Origin of the sequence: Cryobacterium sp. TMT1-3 (genome assembly GCF_004402315.1) — a bacterium.
Taxonomy (GTDB): Bacteria; Actinomycetota; Actinomycetes; order Actinomycetales; family Microbacteriaceae; genus Cryobacterium; species Cryobacterium luteum.
In genome coordinates this window covers 1-22,049 of the sequence record NZ_SOFW01000040.1, presented here as the reverse complement: position 1 = coordinate 22,049, position 22,049 = coordinate 1, and the positions used below count along the sequence as shown (strand labels likewise).

Sequence of the window (22,049 nt, the reverse complement as noted above, 5' to 3'; positions counted from 1 at the left end):
TCAAGGAATAGGCGCATGCACCTGGACACTCTGACCCTGCTCCTGCTCAACGGTGTGGTCGTCGCCCTGTGCGGGGTGTCGTTCGTACTGAACACCGCGTTCAACCGCAACGATGCCGTCGGCCGTATCTGGAGCATGGCCTTTATCGCTGCCATGACGGTGACCGTCGCGCACGGCGCCTCCGTGACCGGGCAGTTTATCTGGTGGGCCATCGTCGTGGCCAACGTGGCCCTGACCATCGCCGTCGGCGCGGTCTGGCTGGGACTTCGCCGTTACAACCGGCGCCGCCGCGGCTCCTGGGTGATCGCCACGATCAGTGTGGCTGTGCTGGCCGCAACGCTGCTGCACGGCGAATCGGCCGGTCGTTGGGCTGGCGCTGCCGAAATGTGGATCGGCCTCGCGGTGATGCTGGCGCTCGGCGCGCTCGAAGCCGTGCGCGGGCGGTTGCGTCGCAACCTGAGCGGTCGCATCCTGGCGGTCGCCCTGTGGGTCGCGGCGCTGACCGCCCTGGTGCGTGCCATCGTCTTCACGGTCGACGGCGTTACCGGGGAAATGTTCCTGACCTACTTCAACACGGCCAATATGGCCGCTCTCGGCCTGTGTCTCGTCGTGGTCGTGACCATAGCCGCTTCGGTCCTCCGTGCCGAACAGGGGACGACGAGCGCCGTCGGAGACCTGACCGACGGCATCCACTCGGCGGCCGGGGTGTTGTCAGCGGCAGCGTTCGTGCAGGCGGCCACGGACCATCTGGACCGTGCGCACACCGCGCGGGTCGGACTCGCCCTGATCGGGGCCGACATCGATAACCTTCCGGAGATCAATACCGCCTTCGGCCGGGTCGCCGGCGATGAGGCGATCGCCCGGTTTGCCGCGAAACTGCGTGAGAGCGCCCCGGTGCTCTCGATCATCGGACATCGGGCCAGCGGACGGTTCTTGGTTCTCGCTGCAGCAGACTCGGCGGCTGAAGCCCGCGCACTCGCGGAGCGCATCCAGACCGCGCTCGTCGAGGAGCCGATGACGGAGGCCTCCCTGATTCGGCTGACGGCGAGTTTCGGCATCGCCGACACCTTCGACCACGGCTACAGCCTGACCGCGCTCGGTGACGCGGTGAACACCGCCATCGGCACCGTCACGGTGCGCGGCGGCAACGACATCGCCGTGCAGCTCGCGCCGCTCGCATCCTGATTATTTGGCGGCGCAGCAGATTTACGGCTGATCGCTGGTCGCGGCGAGTTGCATCAGGCGCTCCGACGGGTTCAGTCGCAGGTCGTTGTGTTCGAATCGCCCATTTCGTGCGGTGCAGGATCGAGCACCGCACGGGCGGCGTCGACGGCCGGCACGAAAGTCGGAGCGGAAGCCACGGGAGTCGGTCGAAATGCCGGTGACGACATCGTGGCGAGGGGGGTCGCAACCGCCCCATCAGAAGCGGTGCGCACGAAAGGGCTGATCGGCGCGGCGACGCGCCGTTCGGCCGCCGCATCAAGGCTCGGGGGACCGGTGACGGCGCTCGCGCTGGTCATTGCCGTGGAGGACGCGGCCGGCACAGCCAGCGGCGCCGACGGGATGGCGGCATCCGCTGTGAGGGAGTGACGGGGACGTCGCAGCATAGCTTCGATGCGCGCGCGCAGTTCGCGCGGTCGAAACGGCTTGGTCAGGTAGTCGTCGGCGCCGGCTTCGAGGCCCTGCAGGGTGTCGATCTCGTCGTCGCGGGCGGTGAGCATCACGAGGTAGGTGGGGCTGAAAGCCCGAATGCGTTTGGCGGTTTCGAAGCCGTCGATGCCGGGCATGCTCACGTCGAGAGTGGTCACGACCGGATCGTAGGCGCGCACCGCAGCGAGGCCGTCAAGGCCGTTGCTCGTGGCGACGACGTCAAACCCGGCCTGGGTCAGCACGGCCTCCAGCAGGCTGCGAATGTCAGCGTCATCCTCGATGACAACGGCGATGCGACGATCGGTACGTTCTGGCCCCATGACCTAAGTATCCCCTACTCCGGGGAGCGGTCGACAGGCGGGTGCAGGCCCGGGTGCGGTCGGGCGCATCCACTCGCAGCGATACACTCGAAGGTGTGAATTCTCAGGGAACCGTTGACGTAGTCCTCATTGGTGGCGGCATCATGAGTGCCACCCTCGGCACGCTCTTGAAGGAGCTGCAGCCCGATTGGCGGATCGAGGTGTATGAGCGCCTCGGTGAACTGGCCCAGGAGAGCTCGAACCCGTGGAACAACGCTGGCACCGGCCACGCCGGATTGTGCGAGCTCAACTACATGCCGCAGGCCGCAGACGGTTCGGTCACCGCCGACAAAGCCGTCGTCATCAACGAGCAGTTCCAGATCAGCCGGCAGCTGTGGGCGCACCTCGTTACGAGTGGGGCCCTGCCGGAGCCGAACAAGTTCATCAACTCCACCCCGCACATGACCTTCGTGCACGGCAAAGCCAACGTGGAGTACCTGCGCAAGCGTCACGCCGTTCTGGCGACCCAGCCGCTGTTCGCCGGTATGGAGTTCAGCGACAACGTCGAAAAGATCGGTACCTGGACCCCGCTGCTCACCCGCAAGCGTGCGGCCGGCCAGAAGATCGCCGCCACCCGCATCGTGAGCGGCACCGACGTGGACTTCGGCGCCCTCACCCGTCTGCTGTTCGAAAACCTCGAGAATCAGGGGGTCACGATGCACATGAACGAGCAGGTCGTCGGCCTCAAGCACAAAGCGGACGGCACCTGGAATCTCAAGCTTCTGCGCCAGGTCGGACAGACCCGCAGTACCATCGACGCCCGCTTCGTCTTCGTCGGCGCCGGCGGTGGCGCCCTCGCGCTGCTGCAGCAGAGCGGGATCCCCGAAATCAAGGGTTTCGGTGGCTTCCCGATCAGCGGCCAATTTTTGCGCACCACCAACCCGAAGCTCGTCGCTCAACACCAGGCCAAGGTGTACGGCAAGGCGGCCAAGGGCGCTCCGCCCATGTCGGTACCGCACCTGGACACCCGCGTCGTCGACGGCGAAATGTCGCTGCTCTTCGGCCCGTATGCCGGGTTCAGCCCCAAATTCTTGAAGACCAGCACCTGGTTTGACCTGCCGTTCTCCATTCGTACGCACAACCTCGGGCCGATGCTCGCCGTGGCCCGCCACAACTTTGACCTCATGAAATACCTGATCGGCGAGGTGTTCGCGTCGAGGGCGGCCAAGCTCAAAGCCCTGCGCGAGTTCATTCCCGCCGCGGTCTCTGAGGACTGGGAACTCATCACGGCCGGCCAGCGCGTGCAGGTCATGAAGAAAGACGCCAAGCTCGGCGGAGTGCTGCAGTTCGGTACCGAGGTCATCACCTCCAGTGACGGATCGATCGCCGGTCTGCTCGGCGCCTCGCCGGGAGCCTCGACGGCCGCGCCGATCATGGTGGATCTCCTGGCCCGCTGCTTCCCCGACCGCATTGAGGGTTGGAAGCCGCGGATCCGCCAGATGATCCCGAGCTACGGCACCAGACTTTCCGACGATCCCGCCGCGGCCGCCGCGTCACTCGCCGCGACCGCTGAGGTACTGCACCTCAGCAACTAGGTTCAAGCGCCTGGTGGCGAATTCAGGAAATCTGCGGCAGGTGGGCTTCGGTCGCCCGGCGATGGGCTTCTCCGGCCCGTTCGGATGCTGGTTTTCCTGAATTAGCCCCCGTGGGCGGGGTACGGTCGGCTTGCGCGGGGCATAACTCCTGCAATCTGCGCGCCGAGAAGTGAGCTTCCGCGTGATTCCGCGGGTCGGCCGGCGCGCCCAGAACGAATTGCAGGAGTTATGCGCACCGAGCGGGGTGGCCGGGTGTTAACTCTCGCGGGGCGGAGCGGGCACCTTGGAGCGTCGTGGGAATTGGGTAGGAGGGTGCTGTCAACCCCTTGAATCGGGTGGCCAGCGGATGTCTACTTGAGGCCCAACCGGCCCGGAGGCGGCAAGTGAACCCGAACAATGGCGTTTCGGATGCGGAAAACCTGCGCGTATCGCAGCTCGGCATTCTCCAGCTCACCCCGACCGAATGGTTGGTGCGAGATCCGCAAATTCTTGATGGCGACCCGGCCGCCCTGCTTGGGGTCATCGAGCAAAGCGGGGACGCCTACGAGGTGACCAAGCTCGGCATTCTCACAACGAGGTGGTTCTACTCCTCGTTCGACCGGGCTCAGGCCAGCTTTCTGGTGCGGGGCGCTCCCGCGAAGCGGCCGGCTACGCGGTCGATCCAACCGCTCGCCTTGCGCCTCACGGACTAGTCGCGCGCGACACCTCGGCCCGGCGGGCTAGCCGGGCGCGACACTCGGCCGAACGGACTAGTCGGGCGCGACACTCGGCTAAACAGACTAGCCGGGCGCTACGCCCTCGCCAACCGGACTAGTCGGGCGCGGACACCCCGGCCCGGCGTACCAGCCGGGGTGTCTGCGCCGCAGCGGGTCTAGATTTCGTGACTGCCGTCATCCGCTGAGGGGGTTGCCTTACGTTCTTCATTCTTGACGGATGCCTCGGTGCGGTCGAGCAGATCACTCACCTTGGTCTGCGCCACGGATGCTGCGTCGCGCGCGATGGTCTCGGCCTGTGAGATGACCTTCTGGGTGGTGGGGTCGCCCCACAACTCGTGCGCCTTGGCGCTGAGCCGGTCGTAAGCCTGACGGCCGGCTTTGGATCCGAGCACGAAGCCAGTCGCGGTGCCGGCGAGGAACAGAAATTTGCCTTTCATGGGGGCTCCTTGTGGTTAGGCGGTGGGTTCAGCGAGGGTGGGGTCTTCTTCGTCGATGTCGTGACCGACCAGATCGGGATTCGATGGGTTATCGGCCGGGTCGATATCGGCGAGGTTCGGCTCGTTGTCGGCGTTGTCCTGGTCGTCTTCGGTGTCGCTGTCTGGCTCGATCGGGGTTGCGGCGGCGGATTCTCCGGCGGTCGATCCGTCGGTGCTCGGGGCTGGGCCGTCGGGACCGGTGCTCGCGCTCGCGACCGGAACGGCCGGGCCGGGGGATTCCCCGGCAGGTGTGCCGGACCCCGCCTGTTCCTCTGCCGGGCCGTCAGGGCCGTCTGGTCCCACGAGCTGCTCCGGGTTCGTCGGTGTGCTGGGCGTTTCGGGGGCGCCGAGCGGCGGCTCTTCAACGGGGTCAGAATCGTGGTTCACGGGCATGCCTTTCTTGACGGCCTCACTTTCGCCCCGGCTGGGCGGCATTCAAGTTATACCCCGAACGGGTGACATTCACTTAAAGTCCACGGCGACATCGCCCGATTCATTCACTGTCGCCGAGCAGGAGCGCCCGCAGCGCTGTCTCGACCGAGACCCGGCCCGTTGGGTCGATGGTTTCACCCGCCCGAAACAGATCGACGACTCTCGGGTCGACATAACTCGTGCGCGCGATCGCCGGCGTGTTGCCGAGAGCGTCGGCGGCCTGACGCATCGCTTCGGCGATGGCGCGGTCATCGGCGCGACGGTTGCGCGTCGCTGCGCGCGGCGGTCGGGCAGCGGATGCGTCGGGCGCCGACGCTGAGGCCGCTCCCGTCGCCGACGCTCCGCCCGAGCTCGAACCGCGCGTGGTCGTTGCGCCCGCAGCCGACCCGCCTGCTGACCTTGATCCGCGTTCTGAGGCCGCCCCGCCAGCCGCGTCCGATCCGCTCGCCGACGCCCCGCTCGCCGCGGCCGTCCCGGTTGTCGGGCCCATGCTCGCCGTCAGGCTTTGCGCCAGGCTTTGGGCCAGGCTCTGCGCGGCAGCGGCCGTGCCGCGCAGGGTGCGAAAGTCCTTCGCGGTGAACTCCCCGCCGGTGCGTTCCCGAATGAAATCGTTGATCTCGGACGCCGACACGACACCCTCGACATCATCCAGCACCCAGGACAGCAGCGGTGCGGCCGGCCGTTCGCGCAGGCGAGCGCGCAGGTAGGTGGCGAGGTCGGCATCCGTTATGACGCCCTGAAACTGTTGCCCACTCTTGGCGGGAAAATCCAGGCGCACCACGTCGCCGCGCACCGAGACGTGCGAGCAGAGCAAAGTGGAGAGGCCGTGGCTGCCGTAGGTATCGGCGTAGCGCTCGCTGCCGATGCGTAGGGAGGCGAGGTCGAGCATGCGAAACGCCGCGGCGAGGGCCCGGGCGCGTGGTGGGCCGTTGCCGCGCAGCTCGCGGGTGACCTGACCGCGTACCCGCGGCAGCGATTCGGCGAGCTGCAGCGCGCGTTCGAACTTGAGGCGGTCCTTCTGTTCACGCCAGGCCGGGTGGTAAATGTACTGGCGGCGTCCGGCGGCATCGAGTCCGATCGCCTGGATATGCCCGTTCGGGTGCGGGCTGATCCACACGTCGGTCCACGCCGGCGGAATCGCGAGCGTCGCGAATCGCTCACGCTGCTCCTTGTCGGTGACCGTTTCGCCCGCCGGGTCGCGGTAGCTGAAGCCCCGGCCCGACCGCCTTCTCGTGTACCCCGGCCGGGTCGGGTCGCTGCGTCGCAGCCGGGTCATGCCGCTTGTGCCTGTGATCGCATGCGGGCACAGTACTGCGAATCGTCCTGGTCGGCGTGAAGCGGATGCCGCCGGCCCGTGACGCCCGTCCCCTCGTGGCCCCGGCGTAGGTGCGCCCTCAGCTCGACCCTACGCCGCGGCGCCCTTCCGCTCGCGGCACGTGTTGGGGAAGCCCGCCCGCGTGCAAACCAGTGCCAACCTCTCAAACACGTGCCGCGAGGCAGGAGTGAGCGCGACGCGGAACGCGGCATCCGCTTGGGTGTGGGTTTTGCCGGGCACACTTGCACATCACTAGAACTTGTGTTCGACTTGATGCATGAGGTGGAGCGGACAAGAACTACAGACCGAGCAGGTCGGCGCGCTGCCGGGCCTTGCCCGCTTGAACAACCTCGTGCGCAGCGTTCAGACGCCCGAGTTCGCTGGAATCACGTTCCACGAGATCCTCTGTAAGTCGGCGCTCAACCATGTGCCCGGGCAGAGCGCGCTGCCGTTCGGCTACACGATCAATCCCTATCGCGGCTGCTCCCACGCCTGCACCTACTGCTTCGCGCGGCCCACGCACCAGTACCTCGACCTTGATGCCGGCACAGACTTCGACAGCGAGATCATCGTCAAGGTCAATGTGGCCGAGGTCTTGCGAAAAGAACTCGCCAAACCCACCTGGGGCCGGCATCCGGTGGCGCTCGGCACCAACACCGACCCGTATCAGCGTGCCGAGGGACGCTACCGGCTCATGCCCGGCATCATCGCGGCGCTCGCCCACAGTGGCACGCCCATTTCCATTCTCACCAAGGGCACCCTGCTGCGGCGCGATCTCGACCTGCTGGTCGAGGCGAGTGAGCACGTTCCGGTCGACCTCGCCATGTCCATCGCCATTTACGACGACGAACTGCAGCAGTCGGTCGAGCCCGGAACTCCCACCACCAAGGCGCGCCTCGCCACGGTCACCGCGGTACGCGAGCGCGGACTCGACTGCGGCATCTTTCTCATGCCGATTCTGCCCTTTCTCACCGACACCCGCGCCCACCTCGACGAAGCCCTGCGGCAGGCCAAAGCGGCCGGCGCCACGAGCGTGCTCTACTCGGGGCTCAACCTCAAGCCCGCCGTCAAGGACTGGTACCTGCGCTGGCTTGATCGCGAGCACCCCGAACTCGTCGGCCGCTACCAGGAGCTCTACGCCCGCGGACAATACGCCCCCAAGGAGTACCGCACCTGGCTCGCCGCCCGCATTCGCCCGCTCATTCGCGCGCACGGCCTCGAGCGTGGCGTCGTCGACCCCGCGACCGGCGGCATCCGCTCGAGTGCTCTGCCGTCGTCGCCAGAGCGGATGCCCGCGCCCGCCACCCGACCTCTCGCTCCGGCCCTCGGTACCGCCCCAAATTCTGGACGGGGCCCGGGCCCCGTCCACGGGCCCAGTTTAGAAACTGGGCCCGTGGCCATAAGGTGGGCCCAGACCGCGGAGGCGCCCGGATCGCTGATCGCCGCCGAGCTGCCGCCCGACTTGGCCCCCACCCTGTTCTGACCCTGACTTACGGACGGGGCCCGGGCCCCGTCCAGGGGCCCAGTTTAGAAACTGGGCCCCTGGCCATAAGGTGGGCCCGAAGCGTCGATGACTCCCGAAACTCACGGCTGGGCGCCCTGCCCAGGGTGCACACCCACGAACGGAAGCACAGACAACCACTCCCACTGCCCACCCCACCAAACCCACACCCACCCCAATGCCATACTTACCGAGGGGGAAAAATGTCTCTAGGATTACCCGGCCACCTGGTGCAGCTGACGCTGGCGCGCGCCCTCGCTCGGGCTGCTCACTGGTTTGCGCTGACCTGCCTCATGGCGGGGGCCGTGTCGGTCTCCATCCTCAGCCTGAACCGGCCCGAGCTCTGGATCACCGTCGTAGCCGTCGTTGCCATGGGCGCCCTGCTGGTGCTCTTCACCCGGCACCGTCGCATTGGGTTCGCGGTCGCCTATCTCGTCGTGGGCACCCTCGGCGTCTACGTCTTCACCCAGGCCGTGCTCGGCGTTCCCGACGTATTCCCCGCCTCGAATATGTTCCTCGTGGCCCTGCCGAAGATGGCGCTCGTCATGGTCGGCGGCGCCGGATCCACCGCCCTCGCCGGCGTGCTCTGGAGCACCGCGGCGTTCCTCTTGGCGGAGTTCGCCGCCCTTCTCGCCATCCTCGGCACCGCGGTGCCCTACCGCCCCGACCTGTTCACCCTCTCGACCTACCTCGTGCTCGTCGGCGTCATGGTGCTCGCCGGAATCGACCGCCGCTTGAGCAACGCCGCCCAGCCCGCCATTCACCGCGCGGTGCAGGACGGCGCCAACCGGCAGCTGCGCGACGCCCTCGACACGCGCGCCATCGCCCTGCTCAACGACACGACGGTGGCCCAGCTCGTCGCGCTCTCCCTCGCCGAACCCGGCGCTCTCTCTCCGGCCCTCCAGGCCAGCCTCCGCTACACCCTGACCACCCTGCACGACACCGACTGGCTCACCGACATCGACGCCCGCGGCAACACCGGCCCGCAACCAACGTCGCCCGTTAAGGCTCAAACACCCGCACCATCGCACCAGCACACGCCCGAACCGACCCAGCAAACCGTGACCAGCGCCGTCACCGCTGCCATCGAACGGGGCCGCGACCGCGGGCTGAAGATCGACGTCACCGGCGACGTCGACGCCCTCGCCCGCCTCGATGCCGGCAGCGACCGCGCGGTCGGCCTCGCCGTGCAGCAGTGCCTGGTCAACGTCATCCTCCACGCCGGAATCGCCTCGGCCGAGGTGGCCATCGAACAAGACCTGACCACGATTTCCCTGCGCATAACGGATGCCGGGCGCGGCTTCACCGAATCCGAATCCGCTTCCGACCGCCTCGGACTCCGGCAGTCCGTGCGGCGCCGCATCGAACAGCTCGGCGGATCCGTGCTGATCTGGAGCCGCCCCGGCGCCGGAACGAGTATTCGTCTGACCGTACCCGCGGCTCAGAAGGACTCATGACTCGCGCGACCCCCACTCCCCGACGGCCGCGCGCGCCGGCATCCGCTTCACAGCAGCGCCTCGACCCGATTGGCGGCCTTGCTGCCTGGCCTCTGGCCCCCGTCGTGGCCGTCATCGTCGTCACCTACGCCGTCGTCGCCACCACCAGCCGCCAGCACGAGATTCAGCTCGAAGAGTTCGCCGCGGCCGCCGTTGCCGTGCTCATCATCGCGGCTGCCGTGCTGGTCTGGTCGGCCAGGCCCGACCTGGCTCCCTTCACCCGCACCCGAGCCGTCATGATCGTGGCCCTCGGCCTCACAGCGCACCTGCTCGCTGCGGCCAGCACCTGGCAACTCAACGGCACGGTGCAAGACGATTTCGCCCCGATCGGCCTCGGCCTGCTGATGCTCGCCCTCGCGCCCTTCCGGCCCTGGAAAGAAATCCTCGTCCTCGGAACCGGCTCAGCGCTCACCGTTGGCATCACCGCCCTCGCCCAATCGCCGTTCCTCGGCATTCAGACCCCGCCCATGCTGTTCGCCATCATTGCCATGACCCAGGTGCTCGCCCCCACCCTCGCCTCCGCTGCGTATTCGCGTCAGGTCGTCAACTCCATTCACCGCTGGCAAACGGATGCCCGCCGCGCCATCCGCGCGCGCACGGAAGCCAGTCGCGGCCTCCTCGCCACCGAAGTGGTCGACCATCGGCTCAAGAACCTCGGGGCCGATGTGCTGCCCTTTCTGGCTGACGTTCTTGAGCGACAGACCCTGACAGCGGCCGACATCAAACGCGCGCGCTCCCTCGCTTTTCAGGTGCGTCGGGTGCTCGTCGCGGAGGTCGACCACACCTGGCTCGACGACCTCATCGACCGCGAACGCGCAGCCCTGACCGCCCGCGGCCTCACCCCGCTCTGCGTCATCGCCGACCCCGAGCGTCGCGCGACCGGTTTCGACTCCGACCAGCGCGCCGCCGTCGCAGCCCTGATCGTGGCTCTCTGCCGGCTGAAAGGCTTCGACCCCACGAGCCTCGTCGTGCAGATCGACGGATCCGGCGCCGCCCCCGCCGACACCGACCAGATCACCCAGGCCTTCGGCCAGCGCGGAGCCCGCCCCACCCCGGCCACCGACACGACGACCATGGCCATCGTCACCGCCGCGCAGACGCAGGCGGCCGCGCAGGCCAGGGCCCAGGCCCTCGCGCAGGCCCAGGTGCACGCCGCGACCACGCCCCGAACCCCCGGCACCGCCGCCCCGCGCGACACGATCACCATCCAGGCCGGCATCTCCCTGCCGCCGTTTCAGCGGCGCCGGGCCCTGCGCCCGTACCTCAGCGTGCTGCGGTCCGTGTTCACCCGGGTGCGCGTGACCAGCCGGCATCCGCTGCTCACGCTAGAATTTGACGCTGAACGCTTCCAGACCAAAGGCACCCGATAATGGCCAAACTGTACTTTCGCTACGGCGCCATGAACAGCGGCAAAAGTACGTCTATGCTGCAAGCGGCATACAACTATGAGGAGCGCGGGCACCACGTCCTGCTCGCCAAACCGTCCGTCGACACCAAGGGCGACCGCGGCATTCTCTCCCGCCTCGGCGTCACACGGGCCGTTGATTTTCTGCTGACCCCCGAAACGGATGCCTACGCCGCCTTCCAGCAGCACCGCGCGCAGGTGCTGAAACAGTCCGGCCGCGATGTGAGCGCCCTCTTGCTCGACGAGGCCCAGTTTCTCACCGAGACCCAGGTCGACGATCTGCTGCGCATCGCCATTCTCGAGAACGTGCCCGTGTTGGCTTACGGCATTCGCACGGACTTTCAGACCGTCGCCTTTCCCGGCAGCCGCCGCCTGCTCGAGGTGTCGCACAGCCTCGAAGAGCTCAAGACTATCTGCCGATGCGGGCGCAAGGCCGTTTTCAACGGTCGCAAGATTGGCGGCGTCTACGTTTTCGACGGCGACCAGGTGGCCATCGACGGCGAAGAGGTCACCTACGAGTCGCTCTGCGGCAGCTGCTATCTCGAAGAGAGCCACGGCGTGCTCAACAACCGCAGCCGGCCGACCCCCGCCTAGCTGGAGCGAACACGACTGAATTAAACACCCCCACTACGGGTGCTTAACCGCGTTTCTTCGCATATTTTGCGCACAAGATGACAAAACAATTGTGTATTGCACCAACCAGCCCGCTAACCTGAAAGTCGCCTAGGTATTTCACGACGATATGCCGGGAGGCGCCGACTTCGGCGCATCAGCCATTCACTTACCCGGGGGGACCCTCACTATGTTCAAGAAAAGCCTCGCTACAGCGGCACTCGCCGTCGTCGCCATCTTCGCCTTCGCTCCGGCCGCCAACGCTGTCGACTACGTCTCCGACGCCAAGGTGAGCATTGTCTCTGCTCCCGTCGCCGGCGAGACCGCCGTCGTCGGGTTTGCAGCCAGCGCCTTCGGCAGCGAGGAGAGCGTCACCTACACGGTGTCGGGATCGCACACCGCCGTACTGACCGTCATCAAGACCGCCGTCACCTCGTCTCTCACCAAGAACGCGGAGTTGAACGGTTCTTCGTTCGTCAATGTCGCTATTCCGAGCAATGCCACCGGCGACTACACCGTCCTTGCCAAGTCCGCGACTAAGTCCTACACCGCGACCCTGACAGTCGTCGCAGGCGACGCCGGAGCCGGCACTGCCACGGGCAATGCCCTTCCGTCCACCGGTTACAACGCTCCGGTCCTCGTCATCTGGGGTGCCGCTGGCCTCCTGATCCTCGGTGCCGCTCTCGTCGCCGTGCGCATCTCGGTTCGTCGTCAGCACGCTGCAGCGTAATTAGCTTTACCGCGTAGCCCCCGCTACACCAACACGCCTCGACTCCAGACGGAGTCGAGGCGTTTTGCGTGCCCGCTGTGCCCGCGCACAGGCCGCCTCCGCCCAGCACGAGCCCAAACCCCCGCGGGCGCAAGAAAGCCCGACCAGAAGTCTGGCCGGGCCGGAGCATCCGTTTGTGCGAAAAAACTACGCAACGCGCTGAGGCGGCTCGTTCACAATCTGCAGGCCGGTCGTCGAGTTGGCCGACAACGACAGGGCTTCGACCCAGTCCCGGTTAAGGGCCGGCCCCTTGCTGCCGAAATACTTGTAGGCAATGGAGATGCCGGGATGCACCCAGACCGTGCTGCGGCCTCCGCCCACGAGCGGATCGTCTCGCCAGGAGAAATAGAACGATTCGCCGCGACGCAGCTTGGCGCCGATCACGATCTGAATGTGCGCGAGCACGCGATCGTCAAAGTCGACAGTCAGATTAGAGTCGTACGTGAACTTGCCCATAAGCGTGCCTCGCGTTGGTTCATCGTCGAACGCGAACGGGGTAGCCGAGTCGCATGCAACCGGGGTTTCGTTCCCAATGCGGGACCGATGATTACTCTCAGATTTTGATCCTAGTGAAGCCGTTCCCGAAAAGGCTAACCCGGTTAGTCAAAGTTCAGCCCCAAAGATGGGGACAGTCAGATCGATCTGGATCCCTGGCCGGCCGACGTCAGAAGCTCAGCACAGCCGGCACGATCACGAGCCCGTTGAAGGTCACATGTGCAATGATCGCGCCGCCCATTCGCCCGGTCGCCAGCGAAACGGATGCCGCGGCCAGCCCGAAAATCAACGTCGAGACTCCGACCACCACGACGGCATCGGTGCTGCAGGGGTCAATGGTCACGAGGTGCATGAGCGCAAAAGTCAGCCCGCTGACACCGATCGCGATCGGCGCCGCCCACCCGCCCAATCGGCTATGACGGTCAATCTGAGACACGCCGGGTAAAACGGGCGCCGAATCCGGTGTGGCGCAATTCTTACCGGTGGTACGTTCGCGACTCGCCGCCACCTGCCCGTAGACGGCCTGCAATACGAGCCCGCGAAAAAAGAGTTCCTCGACGACCGGGGCGAGCAGCACGGGGGCGAGCAGCGCGCCGAACAGCCACCAGAAATCGTAGACGGTCTCACCGAACGTCGCGCCGGCTGCTCCCATGCTGCCGTACCCCCAGATCTCGATCAGGCTGGCCAGGGTGCGAGCCAGCAGCCCGATCGCGAGCCCCCAGATCAGGTCGATCGGGCGAAAGAACAGCCGCAGCATCGAGCGGATGCCGCCCCTCGAGTCGGCCGCGAGCCTCCCACCCGGCCCCGGGCCACCCGCGCCGGCCGGGCCGGCTCGCCCAATAGAAGCGCCAGCCACCCCGATCGCCGCGAGCAGCGGCACCCAGACGCACAGATAGCCCAGCAGCGTGGCCAGATGAGGGTCGGAGAACGTTGTGGCGCCCACGAACACCAGCAGCACCATGGCCACCACAATCCCGATGCCGGCGGGCACGAGCAGACGCCGGGCCTCCGGGTGAACGATTGCCCCCATAAAATGCACCCTCCCCATCACCACAAAACTACCGGTCTGCGTGCCCGCTAAAGTTCGATACCCTCGGAAGAGGGGAGCCGCACGTTCGTGCGGTGAAGTACGCGCCGAATCGGGGGCTGCATTCCTCGTTTAAGAGGGGATCGCCGCCGCATGGAACTTCGCGACTACATTCGCATTCTGCGCAAGAGCTGGGTGCTCATCGTGCTGTGCACGCTGGTGGCCGTGGGTGCGGCATCCGCTTATTCGATTCTGCAGACGCCGCAGTACAGCGCGACCTCCAAGGTGTTCGTTTCCACCCAGTCCAGCGGCTCGACCGCCGACCTGGCCCAGGGCAATAACTTCTCGGTGGCCCGGGTCAAGACCTATTCCGCGCTGGTGACCACGCCCATCGTGCTGCTGCCGGTCATCGCCAGCCAGGGCCTCGCTGTGCCGGCCGATGCCCTGGCCGAGAAGGTCGTCGCCAGCGCCCAGCTCGACACGTCGATCATTGAAATCACGGTCACCGACACCGACCCGGTGCGCGCCGCCGACACGGCCAACGCCGTTTCGGCTAGCCTCACCCTGGTCGTCGAAGACATTGAGACGCCCGACACCGCCGACGCGGCCTCCCCGGTCAAGCTCACCCGCGCGCAGGAGGCCAGCGTCGCCACCGTTCCGGTGAGCCCCAACGTGCCGCTCAACATCGCCCTCGGCGCGCTCGTGGGCCTGGCCCTCGGCGTGGGCATCGCCGTGCTGCGCGAAACCCTCGAAACCCGCATCCGCAACACCCGCGACGTGGAACAGCTCACCGACCTGCCCATTCTCGGCGGCATCGTCTTCGATCCCAAGGCCAATGACCGGCCCCTCATCGTGCACGTCGACCCGCGCAGCCCCCGCGCCGAGTCTTTTCGCACGCTGCGCACCAACCTGCAGTTTCTCGATGTGGGCCGGGTCGAACGCTCCTTCGTCATCACCTCCTCGATCGAGAGCGAGGGTAAGAGCACGACCGGCGCCAACCTGGCCATCGCCCTGGCCGACGCCGGTTCCCGCGTGCTGCTCGTCGACGCCGACCTGCGCCGCCCCAAGGTCGCCGACTATATGGACATCGAGGGCGCCGTCGGTCTCACCGACGTGCTCATCGGCCGCGCCGACCTGGCCGACGTCATTCAACCCTGGGGTAAGGGGCAGCTGTTCGTGCTTCCGGCCGGCCACGTTCCGCCCAATCCGAGCGAGCTGCTCGGCTCCACCCGCATGACCCAGCTCATCGTCGAATTCAACCGGGCCTTCGACGTTGTGCTGTTCGACGCCCCGCCGTTGCTTCCGGTGACGGATGCCGCGGTGCTCGCCAAGAACGTCGGCGGCGCCCTGGTCGTCGTCGCGGCCGGACGCACCCACAAGAACCAGCTCACCGGTGCCATTGCCGCGCTGGGCAATGTGGGCGCCCCCATTTCGGGTCTCGTGCTCACCATGCTGCCCACGAGCGGCCCCGACGCCTACGGCTACGGGCATTACGGCTACGGCTATAGCTACGGCGAAACCGACCCGGTCGCCCCCGCGTCGATTCCCACAGCGGATGCCGCGCCGGCCCGCGCTCGCGGCGCTCGCGTCAAGCCGTAACCGGCCGCGCGCTCTGCTTGAATAGGGCAATGTCTTCCTCCCCCTCGGCACCGGCAGCACCCCCGAAGCGCACGCGCACCATCGTGGGGCTGGTCGTGCTCGGCCTGCTCGTCATGGTGGTGGCCGCCACCGCCTGGGTCGGCATTCGCGGGCTGCAGGCCAAAGACGCCCTCGAAGCGGCCGTGCCGCTGGCCGAGAACATCAAAGACCAGATCACCGCTGGTGACGGTGCGGCCGCCGCCGTGACCGCCGCCGAGCTGGCCGATTTCGCCGCTACCGCCCAGGAGCGCACGAGCGACCCGATCTGGAACACCTACGAACTGCTGCCGTTCCTCGGCCCCAACCTCGTGGCCGTGAGCCAGCTCGCCGCCGTGGTCGACGATGTCGCCCAGAAGGCCGTCACCCCGCTCGCCGCGCTGGCCGGCAACCTGAACCTGGCCGATTTCAAGCCGGTCGACGGCGCCATCGCGCTGCAGCCGCTGCTCGATGCCCAGCCCGCGGTGACGGCGGCCAACACCGCGTTAGAGCGCGCCGCGACCGACGTGAGCGCCATCGAGACCGACACCGTGCTCGATGTCGTGCGCAGCGCCGTCACCCGGCTGCAGACCGTCACGGTCGAGACCTCTGTCACCCTCGACGGCATGAACCGCGCGGTCACCCTGCTGCCGGTTATGCTCGGCGCCACGGCACCGCGCGACTACATTCTGTTGTTCCAAAACCCGGCCGAACTGCGCTCCACCGGCGGCATCCCGGGTGCGCTCGCCCTGCTCCACACCGACAGCGGCAGCATCGAACTGGCCCAGCAGGCCACCTCGAGCTCCTTTCCCCAGTACCCGGCCCCGGTGCTGCCGCTCAGCGACGAAACCCGCAGCATCTACGGCGACATCACCGGCCAGTTCATTCAGAACGTCACGATGACGCCCGACTTCGCGCAGAGCGGCGCGCTCGCGCGTGAAATGTGGCGTCTCGAATTCGGCACCGAAGCCAACGGGGTACTCTCGGTCGACCCGGTCGCGCTGAGCTACCTGCTCGACGCCACCGGCCCGATCACCCTCGCCACGGGCGACGAACTCACCGCCGGCAATGCCGTGCAACTGCTGCTGAGCGAGGTCTACGCCCGCTACGAAGACCCCCAGCAGCAGGACATCTTCTTCGCCGCCGCCGCCGGTGCCGTGTTCGACGCCGTCAAGAGCGGCAACGCCGACCCCACCAAGCTCATCGCGGCACTGGCCCGCGCTGCCACCGAGAACCGGGTGCTGGTCTACAACGCCGACCCGGCCGAGCAGGCCATCCTCCACGGCACCACCCTGGCCGGAGCTCGCCCGATCAGCGACGACATGACCAACCGCTTCGGGCTCTACCTCAACGACGGCACCGGCGCCAAGATGGACCTCTACCTCGATGTGCAGACCGCGATCGGCCAGCAGACCTGCCGCAAGGACCTGCGCCCGCAGTACGCGCTCGAGGTCACCCTCACCAACACGGCCCCAGCGGATGCCGCCACCACCCTCCCCGCGTATGTCACCGGCGGCGGCGCCTTCGGGGTACCGCTCGGCAACATCAAAACCATGGTGTCGGGCTACGGCACTCCCGAGGTGCAAAACCTCGGCCTCACCCGGGACGGCGCCGAGGTGCCGTATCACCCGGCGATCGACGCCGGCTACGCGGTGAGCACCATCGGTATCGAGCTCGCGCCCGGCGAAAGCACCGTGTTGCGCTTCAACTGGCTCGGCCCCAAGCCCTTCAGCGGCAACCTCGAGCTGCGCAGCACTCCGCTGATCGCGCTGAACGAGACGGCATCACTAGACTTCAGTTGTTAGGGTTCGCCACGGGGTGACCACGGCGATCGCACACTCAGAGAGATCCGGGCAACCACGGTGATCCGGCACCAACGCACTACGGGGGATTCACCTTGATCAAAAAACTTCTGGCCACACTCGCGCTCGTAGGCGTTGCCCTGCTGGCTGGCCCGGTCGCCGCGCACGCCGCCGGCTACGTTGCCGCCGATCTCATCACCGTCTCCGGCAGCCAGAGCGCCGGCAGCACGGTCACCGTGGCGTTCAACGACGGCGCCTTCACCGCTGCCGAAAAGGTCGCCGTCGCCGTCTCCGGCGAGGGGTCGGTCACCCTGGCCGCCCTGCGCGCCACCACCGTCGACACTCGGAAGACGGCCACCGGCGCCGGCGCCCTCGACCTCAAGGTCACCCTGCCCACCGGGGCAACCGGTTCCTACACGCTCACCGCCACCGGGCTCAGCTCACAGAACGTCGGTACGGCCACCATCACGGTTGCCGCCGCCGATGGCACCGACCTCGCCGCGGCGGGTTTCGACCTCCCGATCGTGCTCATCTTCAGTGCCGCCGGCGCGCTGCTGCTCGGCGTCGGCCTCGTCATTGCGCTGCGTCTCACCCTGCGCCGCCGCGCCGCCACCGTCTAGTTCAACGGCTCACCCCCTGATTGCGGGCCGCAGACGCACCCAGACGGCCCCGTCACCTGTGTCAAGCTACGGGTTGGCAGCTTTGTATCGCAACGAAAGGTAGCAGCGTGGAACTCCGCGACTACATCCGTATCCTGCAGAAGAGTTGGATGCTCATCGTGGCGCTGACCCTCGTGGCCGTCGCCGCGGCATCCGTTTTCTCGATTCTGCAGACGCCGACCTTCAGCGCCACCTCGAAGGTGTTCGTGTCGACGCAGTCGAGCGGCACCACGAGCGACCTCGTGCAGGGGGCGAGTTTCACCGTGGCCCGGGTCAAGTCCTACTCCGGTATCGCCGTCACGCCGCTCGTGCTGCTGCCGGTCATCGAGAGCCTGAAGCTCGACGTGTCGGCGGCGGAACTGGCCGACAGCGTGGCCGTATCGGCGCCGCTGGACACCTCGATCATTGATATTGCCGTCACCGACGCCGACCCGAGGCGCGCCGCCGACATCGCCAACGCCATCTCGCAGAGCCTCGCCCGCAATGTGCAGCAGATCGAGCAACCCGATGCGGTCACCGGGGCACCGGCCGTGAAACTCACCCGGGTGCAGGTGGCGAGCGTGCCGTCGTCGCCGGTGGCTCCGAACGTTCCGCTCAACATTGCGCTCGGCGCGCTTGTGGGCCTGGCCCTCGGCGTCGGCCTCGCGGTTCTGCGCGAAACCCTCGACACCCGCATTCGCAGCCAGCGCGATGTGGAACAGGTCACCGACCTGCCCATCATTGGCGGCATCGTGTTCGACCCGAAGGCCACCGAGCGCCCGCTCATCGTGCACGCCGACCCGCGCAGCCCCCGAGCGGAGTCTTTTCGCACGCTGCGCACCAACCTGCAATACCTCGACGTGGAGCGCGCCGACCGCTCGTTCGTGGTGACCTCGTCGATCGGCGGCGAGGGCAAGAGCACCACGAGCGCCAATCTCGCCATCTCCCTGGCGGATGCCGGTGCCCGCGTTCTGCTCGTCGACGCGGACCTGCGCAGACCGCGCATCGCCGAGTACATGAACATCGAGGGCGCTGTCGGTCTCACCGACGTGCTCGTCGGGCGGGCCGAACTCGAAGACGTCATCCAGCCCTGGGGTCGCGGCCAGCTGTTCGTGCTGCCCGCCGGCCACATTCCGCCGAACCCGAGCGAGCTGCTCGGATCGTCGCGCATGGCGCAGATCATCGAGGACTTCAACCGCACCTTCGACGTCGTCATCTTCGACTGCCCGCCGCTGCTTCCCGTAACGGATGCCGCCATCCTCGCGAAGAGCGTCGGCGGTGCCATTCTCATTGTCGCGGCCGGGCGCACGCAGAAGAACCAGCTGACCGGCGCCATCGCCGCGCTCGACAAGGTCGGCGCCCCAATCAGCGGGGTGGTCATGACCATGCTGCCCACCAAGGGACCGGATGCCTACGGTTACGGCAACTACGGCCAGTATGGGTACGGCCAGACCTACGGCGACGTCGGCCCGGCTCCCGAGATCGTCGCCCCCAACTACTCCCGTCGATTGAGGTCCAAAGCATGATCGCGCCCCTGCACCCCGACCGTCCGGCCGCCGCCCGTGCCCGCTCTGAGTCTGGCGCCAGTGCGGTGTCTGGTGCCCGCTCTGAGCCTGGTGCTGCCGCGGCGTCCCAGCGCCCCGCTCTCCATACCCCGCGCATTCTTATCGTCTGCACCGGCAACATCTGCCGGTCGCCGCTCGCCGAACAGCTGCTGCGTGAGAACCTGCGGGCCGCCGGCATTGACGCCGTCGTCTCGAGCGCCGGAACCCACGCCATGATCGGCAGCGTCATGACCCCCGAGGCTGCCGCGCTGTCGTCGCAATACGGAGCCTCCAGCACCCAGCACGTTGCTCGCCAGCTCACCGAGCAGCTCATCGCTGACGCCGACCTCGTGCTCACCGCCACCCGCGACCATCGCCGCGAGGTCGTCACGCTGCTGCCCAAAGCCACCCGCTACACCTTCACCCTCAACCAGTTCGCCCGCCTGGTCGCCGCGAACCCGACCTCCGGCACCGACTCCGCCCAGTCGATCGCCACCCATCCGTTCGTCGAGCCGGTCAACACCGACCCGCAGGTTGAGCCTGTCGGGACAAATCCGTTGGTCGAGCCTGCCGAGACCGCCATCGGACTGCCGCACGCCGCCTCAGCATCCCGGCCATCCCTCGACTTCACCGCCTTCATCGCCGAGGTAGCCTCGACACGCGGACTCCACCCCTCGCCCAACCCGCCGACCCTCGACGACGTCGATGACCCCTACCGCCAGTCGGCTGCCGTTTACGCTCGCGCGGCCGCGGCCATCAACGCCTCCGTCACCACAATCACGGCCGCCCTCGTCGCGGCCGGAGCCTGATGTCCCAGCAGTCCCGTCGTCGTCGCCGGAGCCTGATGCCCCAGCAGTCCCGTCGCCGCCGCCTGATCGCTTATGCCGCCGTCGGCTTGTTCCTGCTCATCGACGCGGTGCTCATCATGAGCGCGCTCACCTCCACCTCCGTCGACGCAGCCGTCGACGCGTCGTCGACGCCGGCGGCATCCGCTTTCCCCACGGCAAGTCCCACTCCGTCGCCCACCCCCACCCCCACGCGCACGGCGGCACCCACCGTCGCCCCGGTACCGGCCTCCCGCCTGCTCTCCGCCGTGTCGAACACCGCGGCCTGGCGCGCCACGACCGGACCCTGCCCGGCCACCCCGGCGTCGCCCGAACTGAGCACCGACTCCGGTGCCAGCTGGACCGCCAGCAACGCCACCGCACCGACCGGTGTCACCGGCCTGCAATCGATCACCGCCCAGAGCGAGTCGGTCGCAGAATTCATCGGCCTCGACGACGCAGACTGCGCTCCGCAGTTCGTGAAGACCTTCATCGGTGGCGACAACTATTCCAGCTACCCCGACCAGCTCGACGCCGCCTGGTACGTCGACCCCGCCGACCGGGCCACCGTACACGGCCCCGACGGGCTCGCCCCGGCTCCCTGCGACGCCGTCGTCACCTTGGCCGCGAGCTCGGACGATGCCGACTCCGCCGCCGTGCTCTGCACCGACGGTCGCCTCTTCGCCACAACGGATGCCGCCGCCACCTGGTCACCGCCCGTCACCGTGGCTGGAATGGTCACCCTCACCGGCACACCCACCGGATACTTGGCGGTCACCACCACCGTCACGGCCCGATCAGCCACCGCCGACCCGGCGACCTGCGCCGGAGTGAACCTCGTCGCGCTCAGCGTCGACCTCGTACCCACGGTCACCGGCTGCTACGAGACCGAGGAGACGCCAACCGCCCTGGCCGGCAATGTTGCCGTCGCGGTCGCCGACGACACCCTGTGGCTGTGGATCGGCGACGCCACCGCTCGTTCCGCCGACGCCGGCCGCAGCTGGCTTTAGCCGCCCTGCGCCCTCCGGCGCTGGCCACCCCGTGCCCTCCGGCGCTGGCCGTCCCGGTGCCCCGGCTCTGGTCGCCCCGTGCCTTCCACAGCCCCAGCTCGCGCCCGCCGGTCCCCGTGCGTGGCCGCAGCGCGTCAAGCATCCGTCGCCGTGTACGTTATGCCGGTAAAACTGCGACACGCCGAGCCATCTGCACCCAATTCACGGCGTGTCGCGAAATCTACCGGCATAGCGTGCGGCGAGGCCCCCGCCGCGCGATTTGTCCACAAGGCAGCGAATTCCTGACGCATGGTCGCCCGCGGGACTAGTCTCAGCCCATGGACGATAACGTCTCCTGGCTGTTCCAGAAGAAAGACGTGCATCAACCGCGCCACTGCCCGCAGTGCGGCGACCCCATGGAGGTCATCTGGCAGGGCACCGGCTACGACTACGGCTGCACGAACCTCGCCTGCACGAAGCTCTACTTCGGCCCGCCGTACACCGAGGCCGAGCTGGCCACCAGTGTGCCGTCCGGGGTGCGCACGCCCAATTGCCCACGCTGCCTCATGCCCATGAACATCGTCCCCGACGGTGATGACTGGCAGTTCGCCTGCCAGCAAAGCGGATGCGACGGCACCTGGCCCCCCGCCGACTCCTGACCCAGCCCCCGCCGGCCCGAACCCTCCGGTCCCGTCCCGTCGCGTCCCGCCTCTTTCCTTTCCGGGCCCGGGCCCGGCAAGTGGGCCCATGATAGAGGCGGTTTCTGGGGGTCGTTGCAACACCGGGTGGTCTATTCAGTAGTCAGCAGTTTAGCGAAGCGCTCGGCGGGGGTGTCCCAGTCGAGCGTCTT

21 protein-coding genes are annotated in these 22,049 nt (G+C 67.5%); 15 read left to right on the top strand and 6 right to left on the bottom strand.

Going from position 1 to position 22,049, the window contains the following annotated elements; genetic code table 11:
* The first annotated feature begins 15 nt into the window (after positions 1 to 15).
* A complete protein-coding gene (locus tag E3O25_RS14600; protein ID WP_166806033.1) occupies positions 16 to 1,185 on the top strand; it encodes a diguanylate cyclase in 1,170 nt (389 codons plus the stop codon).
* Positions 1,186 to 1,256: 71 nt separating this feature from the next.
* On the opposite strand, the gene E3O25_RS17785 is transcribed toward E3O25_RS14600, so the two are convergent.
* The gene (locus E3O25_RS17785) at positions 1,257 to 1,970 is read right to left on the bottom strand and encodes a response regulator transcription factor (RefSeq protein ID WP_092106055.1); all 714 of its coding nucleotides are present in this window, start codon (positions 1,968 to 1,970) and stop codon (positions 1,257 to 1,259) included.
* Between the two features lie 95 nt (positions 1,971 to 2,065).
* Here E3O25_RS17785 and E3O25_RS14590 point away from each other — a divergent pair, with 95 nt between their 5' ends.
* Complete coding sequence (locus E3O25_RS14590) at positions 2,066 to 3,544, top strand: malate:quinone oxidoreductase (protein WP_092106053.1); 1,479 nt, start codon at positions 2,066 to 2,068, stop codon at positions 3,542 to 3,544.
* A 383-nt stretch (positions 3,545 to 3,927) separates the two neighbouring features.
* A complete protein-coding gene (locus E3O25_RS14585) occupies positions 3,928 to 4,236 on the top strand; it encodes a hypothetical protein (RefSeq protein ID WP_134361508.1) in 309 nt (102 codons plus the stop codon).
* A gap of 179 nt (positions 4,237 to 4,415) precedes the next feature.
* Here E3O25_RS14585 and E3O25_RS14580 read toward each other — a convergent pair whose 3' ends face one another.
* The 3 genes from E3O25_RS14580 to E3O25_RS14570 all read right to left on the bottom strand — a co-directional run bounded on the left by E3O25_RS14580 (position 4,416) and on the right by E3O25_RS14570 (position 6,444).
* A complete protein-coding gene (locus E3O25_RS14580) occupies positions 4,416 to 4,697 on the bottom strand; it encodes a hypothetical protein (RefSeq protein WP_134361507.1) in 282 nt (93 codons plus the stop codon).
* 15 nt (positions 4,698 to 4,712) lie between these two features.
* Entirely contained in the window at positions 4,713 to 5,123 is a 411-nt protein-coding gene (locus E3O25_RS14575) for a hypothetical protein (protein WP_134361506.1), read from the bottom strand.
* Between the two features lie 106 nt (positions 5,124 to 5,229).
* Entirely contained in the window at positions 5,230 to 6,444 is a 1,215-nt protein-coding gene (locus tag E3O25_RS14570; protein ID WP_134361505.1) for a DNA topoisomerase IB, read from the bottom strand.
* 316 nt (positions 6,445 to 6,760) lie between these two features.
* On the opposite strand from E3O25_RS14570, the gene E3O25_RS14565 reads away from it, so the two are divergent.
* From E3O25_RS14565 to E3O25_RS14545, 5 genes are all read left to right on the top strand, one after another.
* Positions 6,761 to 7,966 carry an Rv2578c family radical SAM protein gene (locus E3O25_RS14565; protein WP_134361504.1) on the top strand — a complete coding sequence of 402 codons (1,206 nt, stop codon included), beginning with the start codon at positions 6,761 to 6,763 and terminating at the stop codon, positions 7,964 to 7,966.
* Between the two features lie 221 nt (positions 7,967 to 8,187).
* Positions 8,188 to 9,441 carry a sensor histidine kinase gene (locus E3O25_RS14560; RefSeq protein ID WP_134361503.1) on the top strand — a complete coding sequence of 418 codons (1,254 nt, stop codon included), beginning with the start codon at positions 8,188 to 8,190 and terminating at the stop codon, positions 9,439 to 9,441.
* Positions 9,438 to 10,850: a hypothetical protein gene (locus E3O25_RS14555; protein ID WP_092106036.1), complete on the top strand. Its 1,413-nt coding sequence runs from the start codon at positions 9,438 to 9,440 to the stop codon at positions 10,848 to 10,850. The genes E3O25_RS14560 and E3O25_RS14555 overlap by 4 nt, the downstream gene beginning before the upstream one ends.
* Positions 10,850 to 11,479: a thymidine kinase gene (locus E3O25_RS14550; protein ID WP_092106034.1), complete on the top strand. Its 630-nt coding sequence runs from the start codon at positions 10,850 to 10,852 to the stop codon at positions 11,477 to 11,479. Before E3O25_RS14555 ends, E3O25_RS14550 begins: the two co-directional genes overlap by 1 nt.
* 208 nt (positions 11,480 to 11,687) lie before the next feature.
* Positions 11,688 to 12,227, top strand: coding sequence for an LPXTG cell wall anchor domain-containing protein (locus E3O25_RS14545; RefSeq protein ID WP_134361502.1), 540 nt, complete (start codon positions 11,688 to 11,690; stop codon positions 12,225 to 12,227).
* A gap of 186 nt (positions 12,228 to 12,413) precedes the next feature.
* Here E3O25_RS14545 and E3O25_RS14540 read toward each other — a convergent pair whose 3' ends face one another.
* Positions 12,414 to 12,722, bottom strand: a complete 309-nt coding sequence (locus E3O25_RS14540; RefSeq protein WP_134361501.1) for an ATP-dependent DNA ligase — start codon at positions 12,720 to 12,722, stop codon at positions 12,414 to 12,416.
* A 208-nt stretch (positions 12,723 to 12,930) separates the two neighbouring features.
* On the bottom strand, positions 12,931 to 13,791 hold the full coding sequence (locus E3O25_RS14535; RefSeq protein WP_166806032.1) for a type II CAAX prenyl endopeptidase Rce1 family protein: 861 nt from the start codon (positions 13,789 to 13,791) through the stop codon (positions 12,931 to 12,933).
* A gap of 150 nt (positions 13,792 to 13,941) precedes the next feature.
* On the opposite strand from E3O25_RS14535, the gene E3O25_RS14530 reads away from it, so the two are divergent.
* From E3O25_RS14530 to E3O25_RS14500, 7 genes are all read left to right on the top strand, one after another.
* Positions 13,942 to 15,387, top strand: coding sequence for a polysaccharide biosynthesis tyrosine autokinase (locus E3O25_RS14530; protein WP_134361499.1), 1,446 nt, complete (start codon positions 13,942 to 13,944; stop codon positions 15,385 to 15,387).
* Between the two features lie 29 nt (positions 15,388 to 15,416).
* Positions 15,417 to 17,207 (top strand): DUF4012 domain-containing protein, encoded by a 1,791-nt coding sequence (locus tag E3O25_RS14525; RefSeq protein ID WP_134361498.1) that lies wholly within the window; start codon positions 15,417 to 15,419, stop codon positions 17,205 to 17,207.
* Between the two features lie 92 nt (positions 17,208 to 17,299).
* Positions 17,300 to 17,824 (top strand): hypothetical protein, encoded by a 525-nt coding sequence (locus E3O25_RS14520; protein WP_092106022.1) that lies wholly within the window; start codon positions 17,300 to 17,302, stop codon positions 17,822 to 17,824.
* 107 nt (positions 17,825 to 17,931) lie between these two features.
* The gene (locus tag E3O25_RS14515) at positions 17,932 to 19,368 is read left to right on the top strand and encodes a polysaccharide biosynthesis tyrosine autokinase (RefSeq protein ID WP_092106020.1); all 1,437 of its coding nucleotides are present in this window, start codon (positions 17,932 to 17,934) and stop codon (positions 19,366 to 19,368) included.
* On the top strand, positions 19,365 to 20,195 hold the full coding sequence (locus E3O25_RS14510) for a hypothetical protein (RefSeq protein WP_134361497.1): 831 nt from the start codon (positions 19,365 to 19,367) through the stop codon (positions 20,193 to 20,195). Before E3O25_RS14515 ends, E3O25_RS14510 begins: the two co-directional genes overlap by 4 nt.
* On the top strand, positions 20,195 to 21,220 hold the full coding sequence (locus E3O25_RS14505; protein ID WP_134361496.1) for a hypothetical protein: 1,026 nt from the start codon (positions 20,195 to 20,197) through the stop codon (positions 21,218 to 21,220). Before E3O25_RS14510 ends, E3O25_RS14505 begins: the two co-directional genes overlap by 1 nt.
* 317 nt (positions 21,221 to 21,537) lie before the next feature.
* Positions 21,538 to 21,858, top strand: a complete 321-nt coding sequence (locus tag E3O25_RS14500) for a hypothetical protein (protein ID WP_092106014.1) — start codon at positions 21,538 to 21,540, stop codon at positions 21,856 to 21,858.
* Positions 21,859 to 22,049 lie beyond the last annotated feature (191 nt).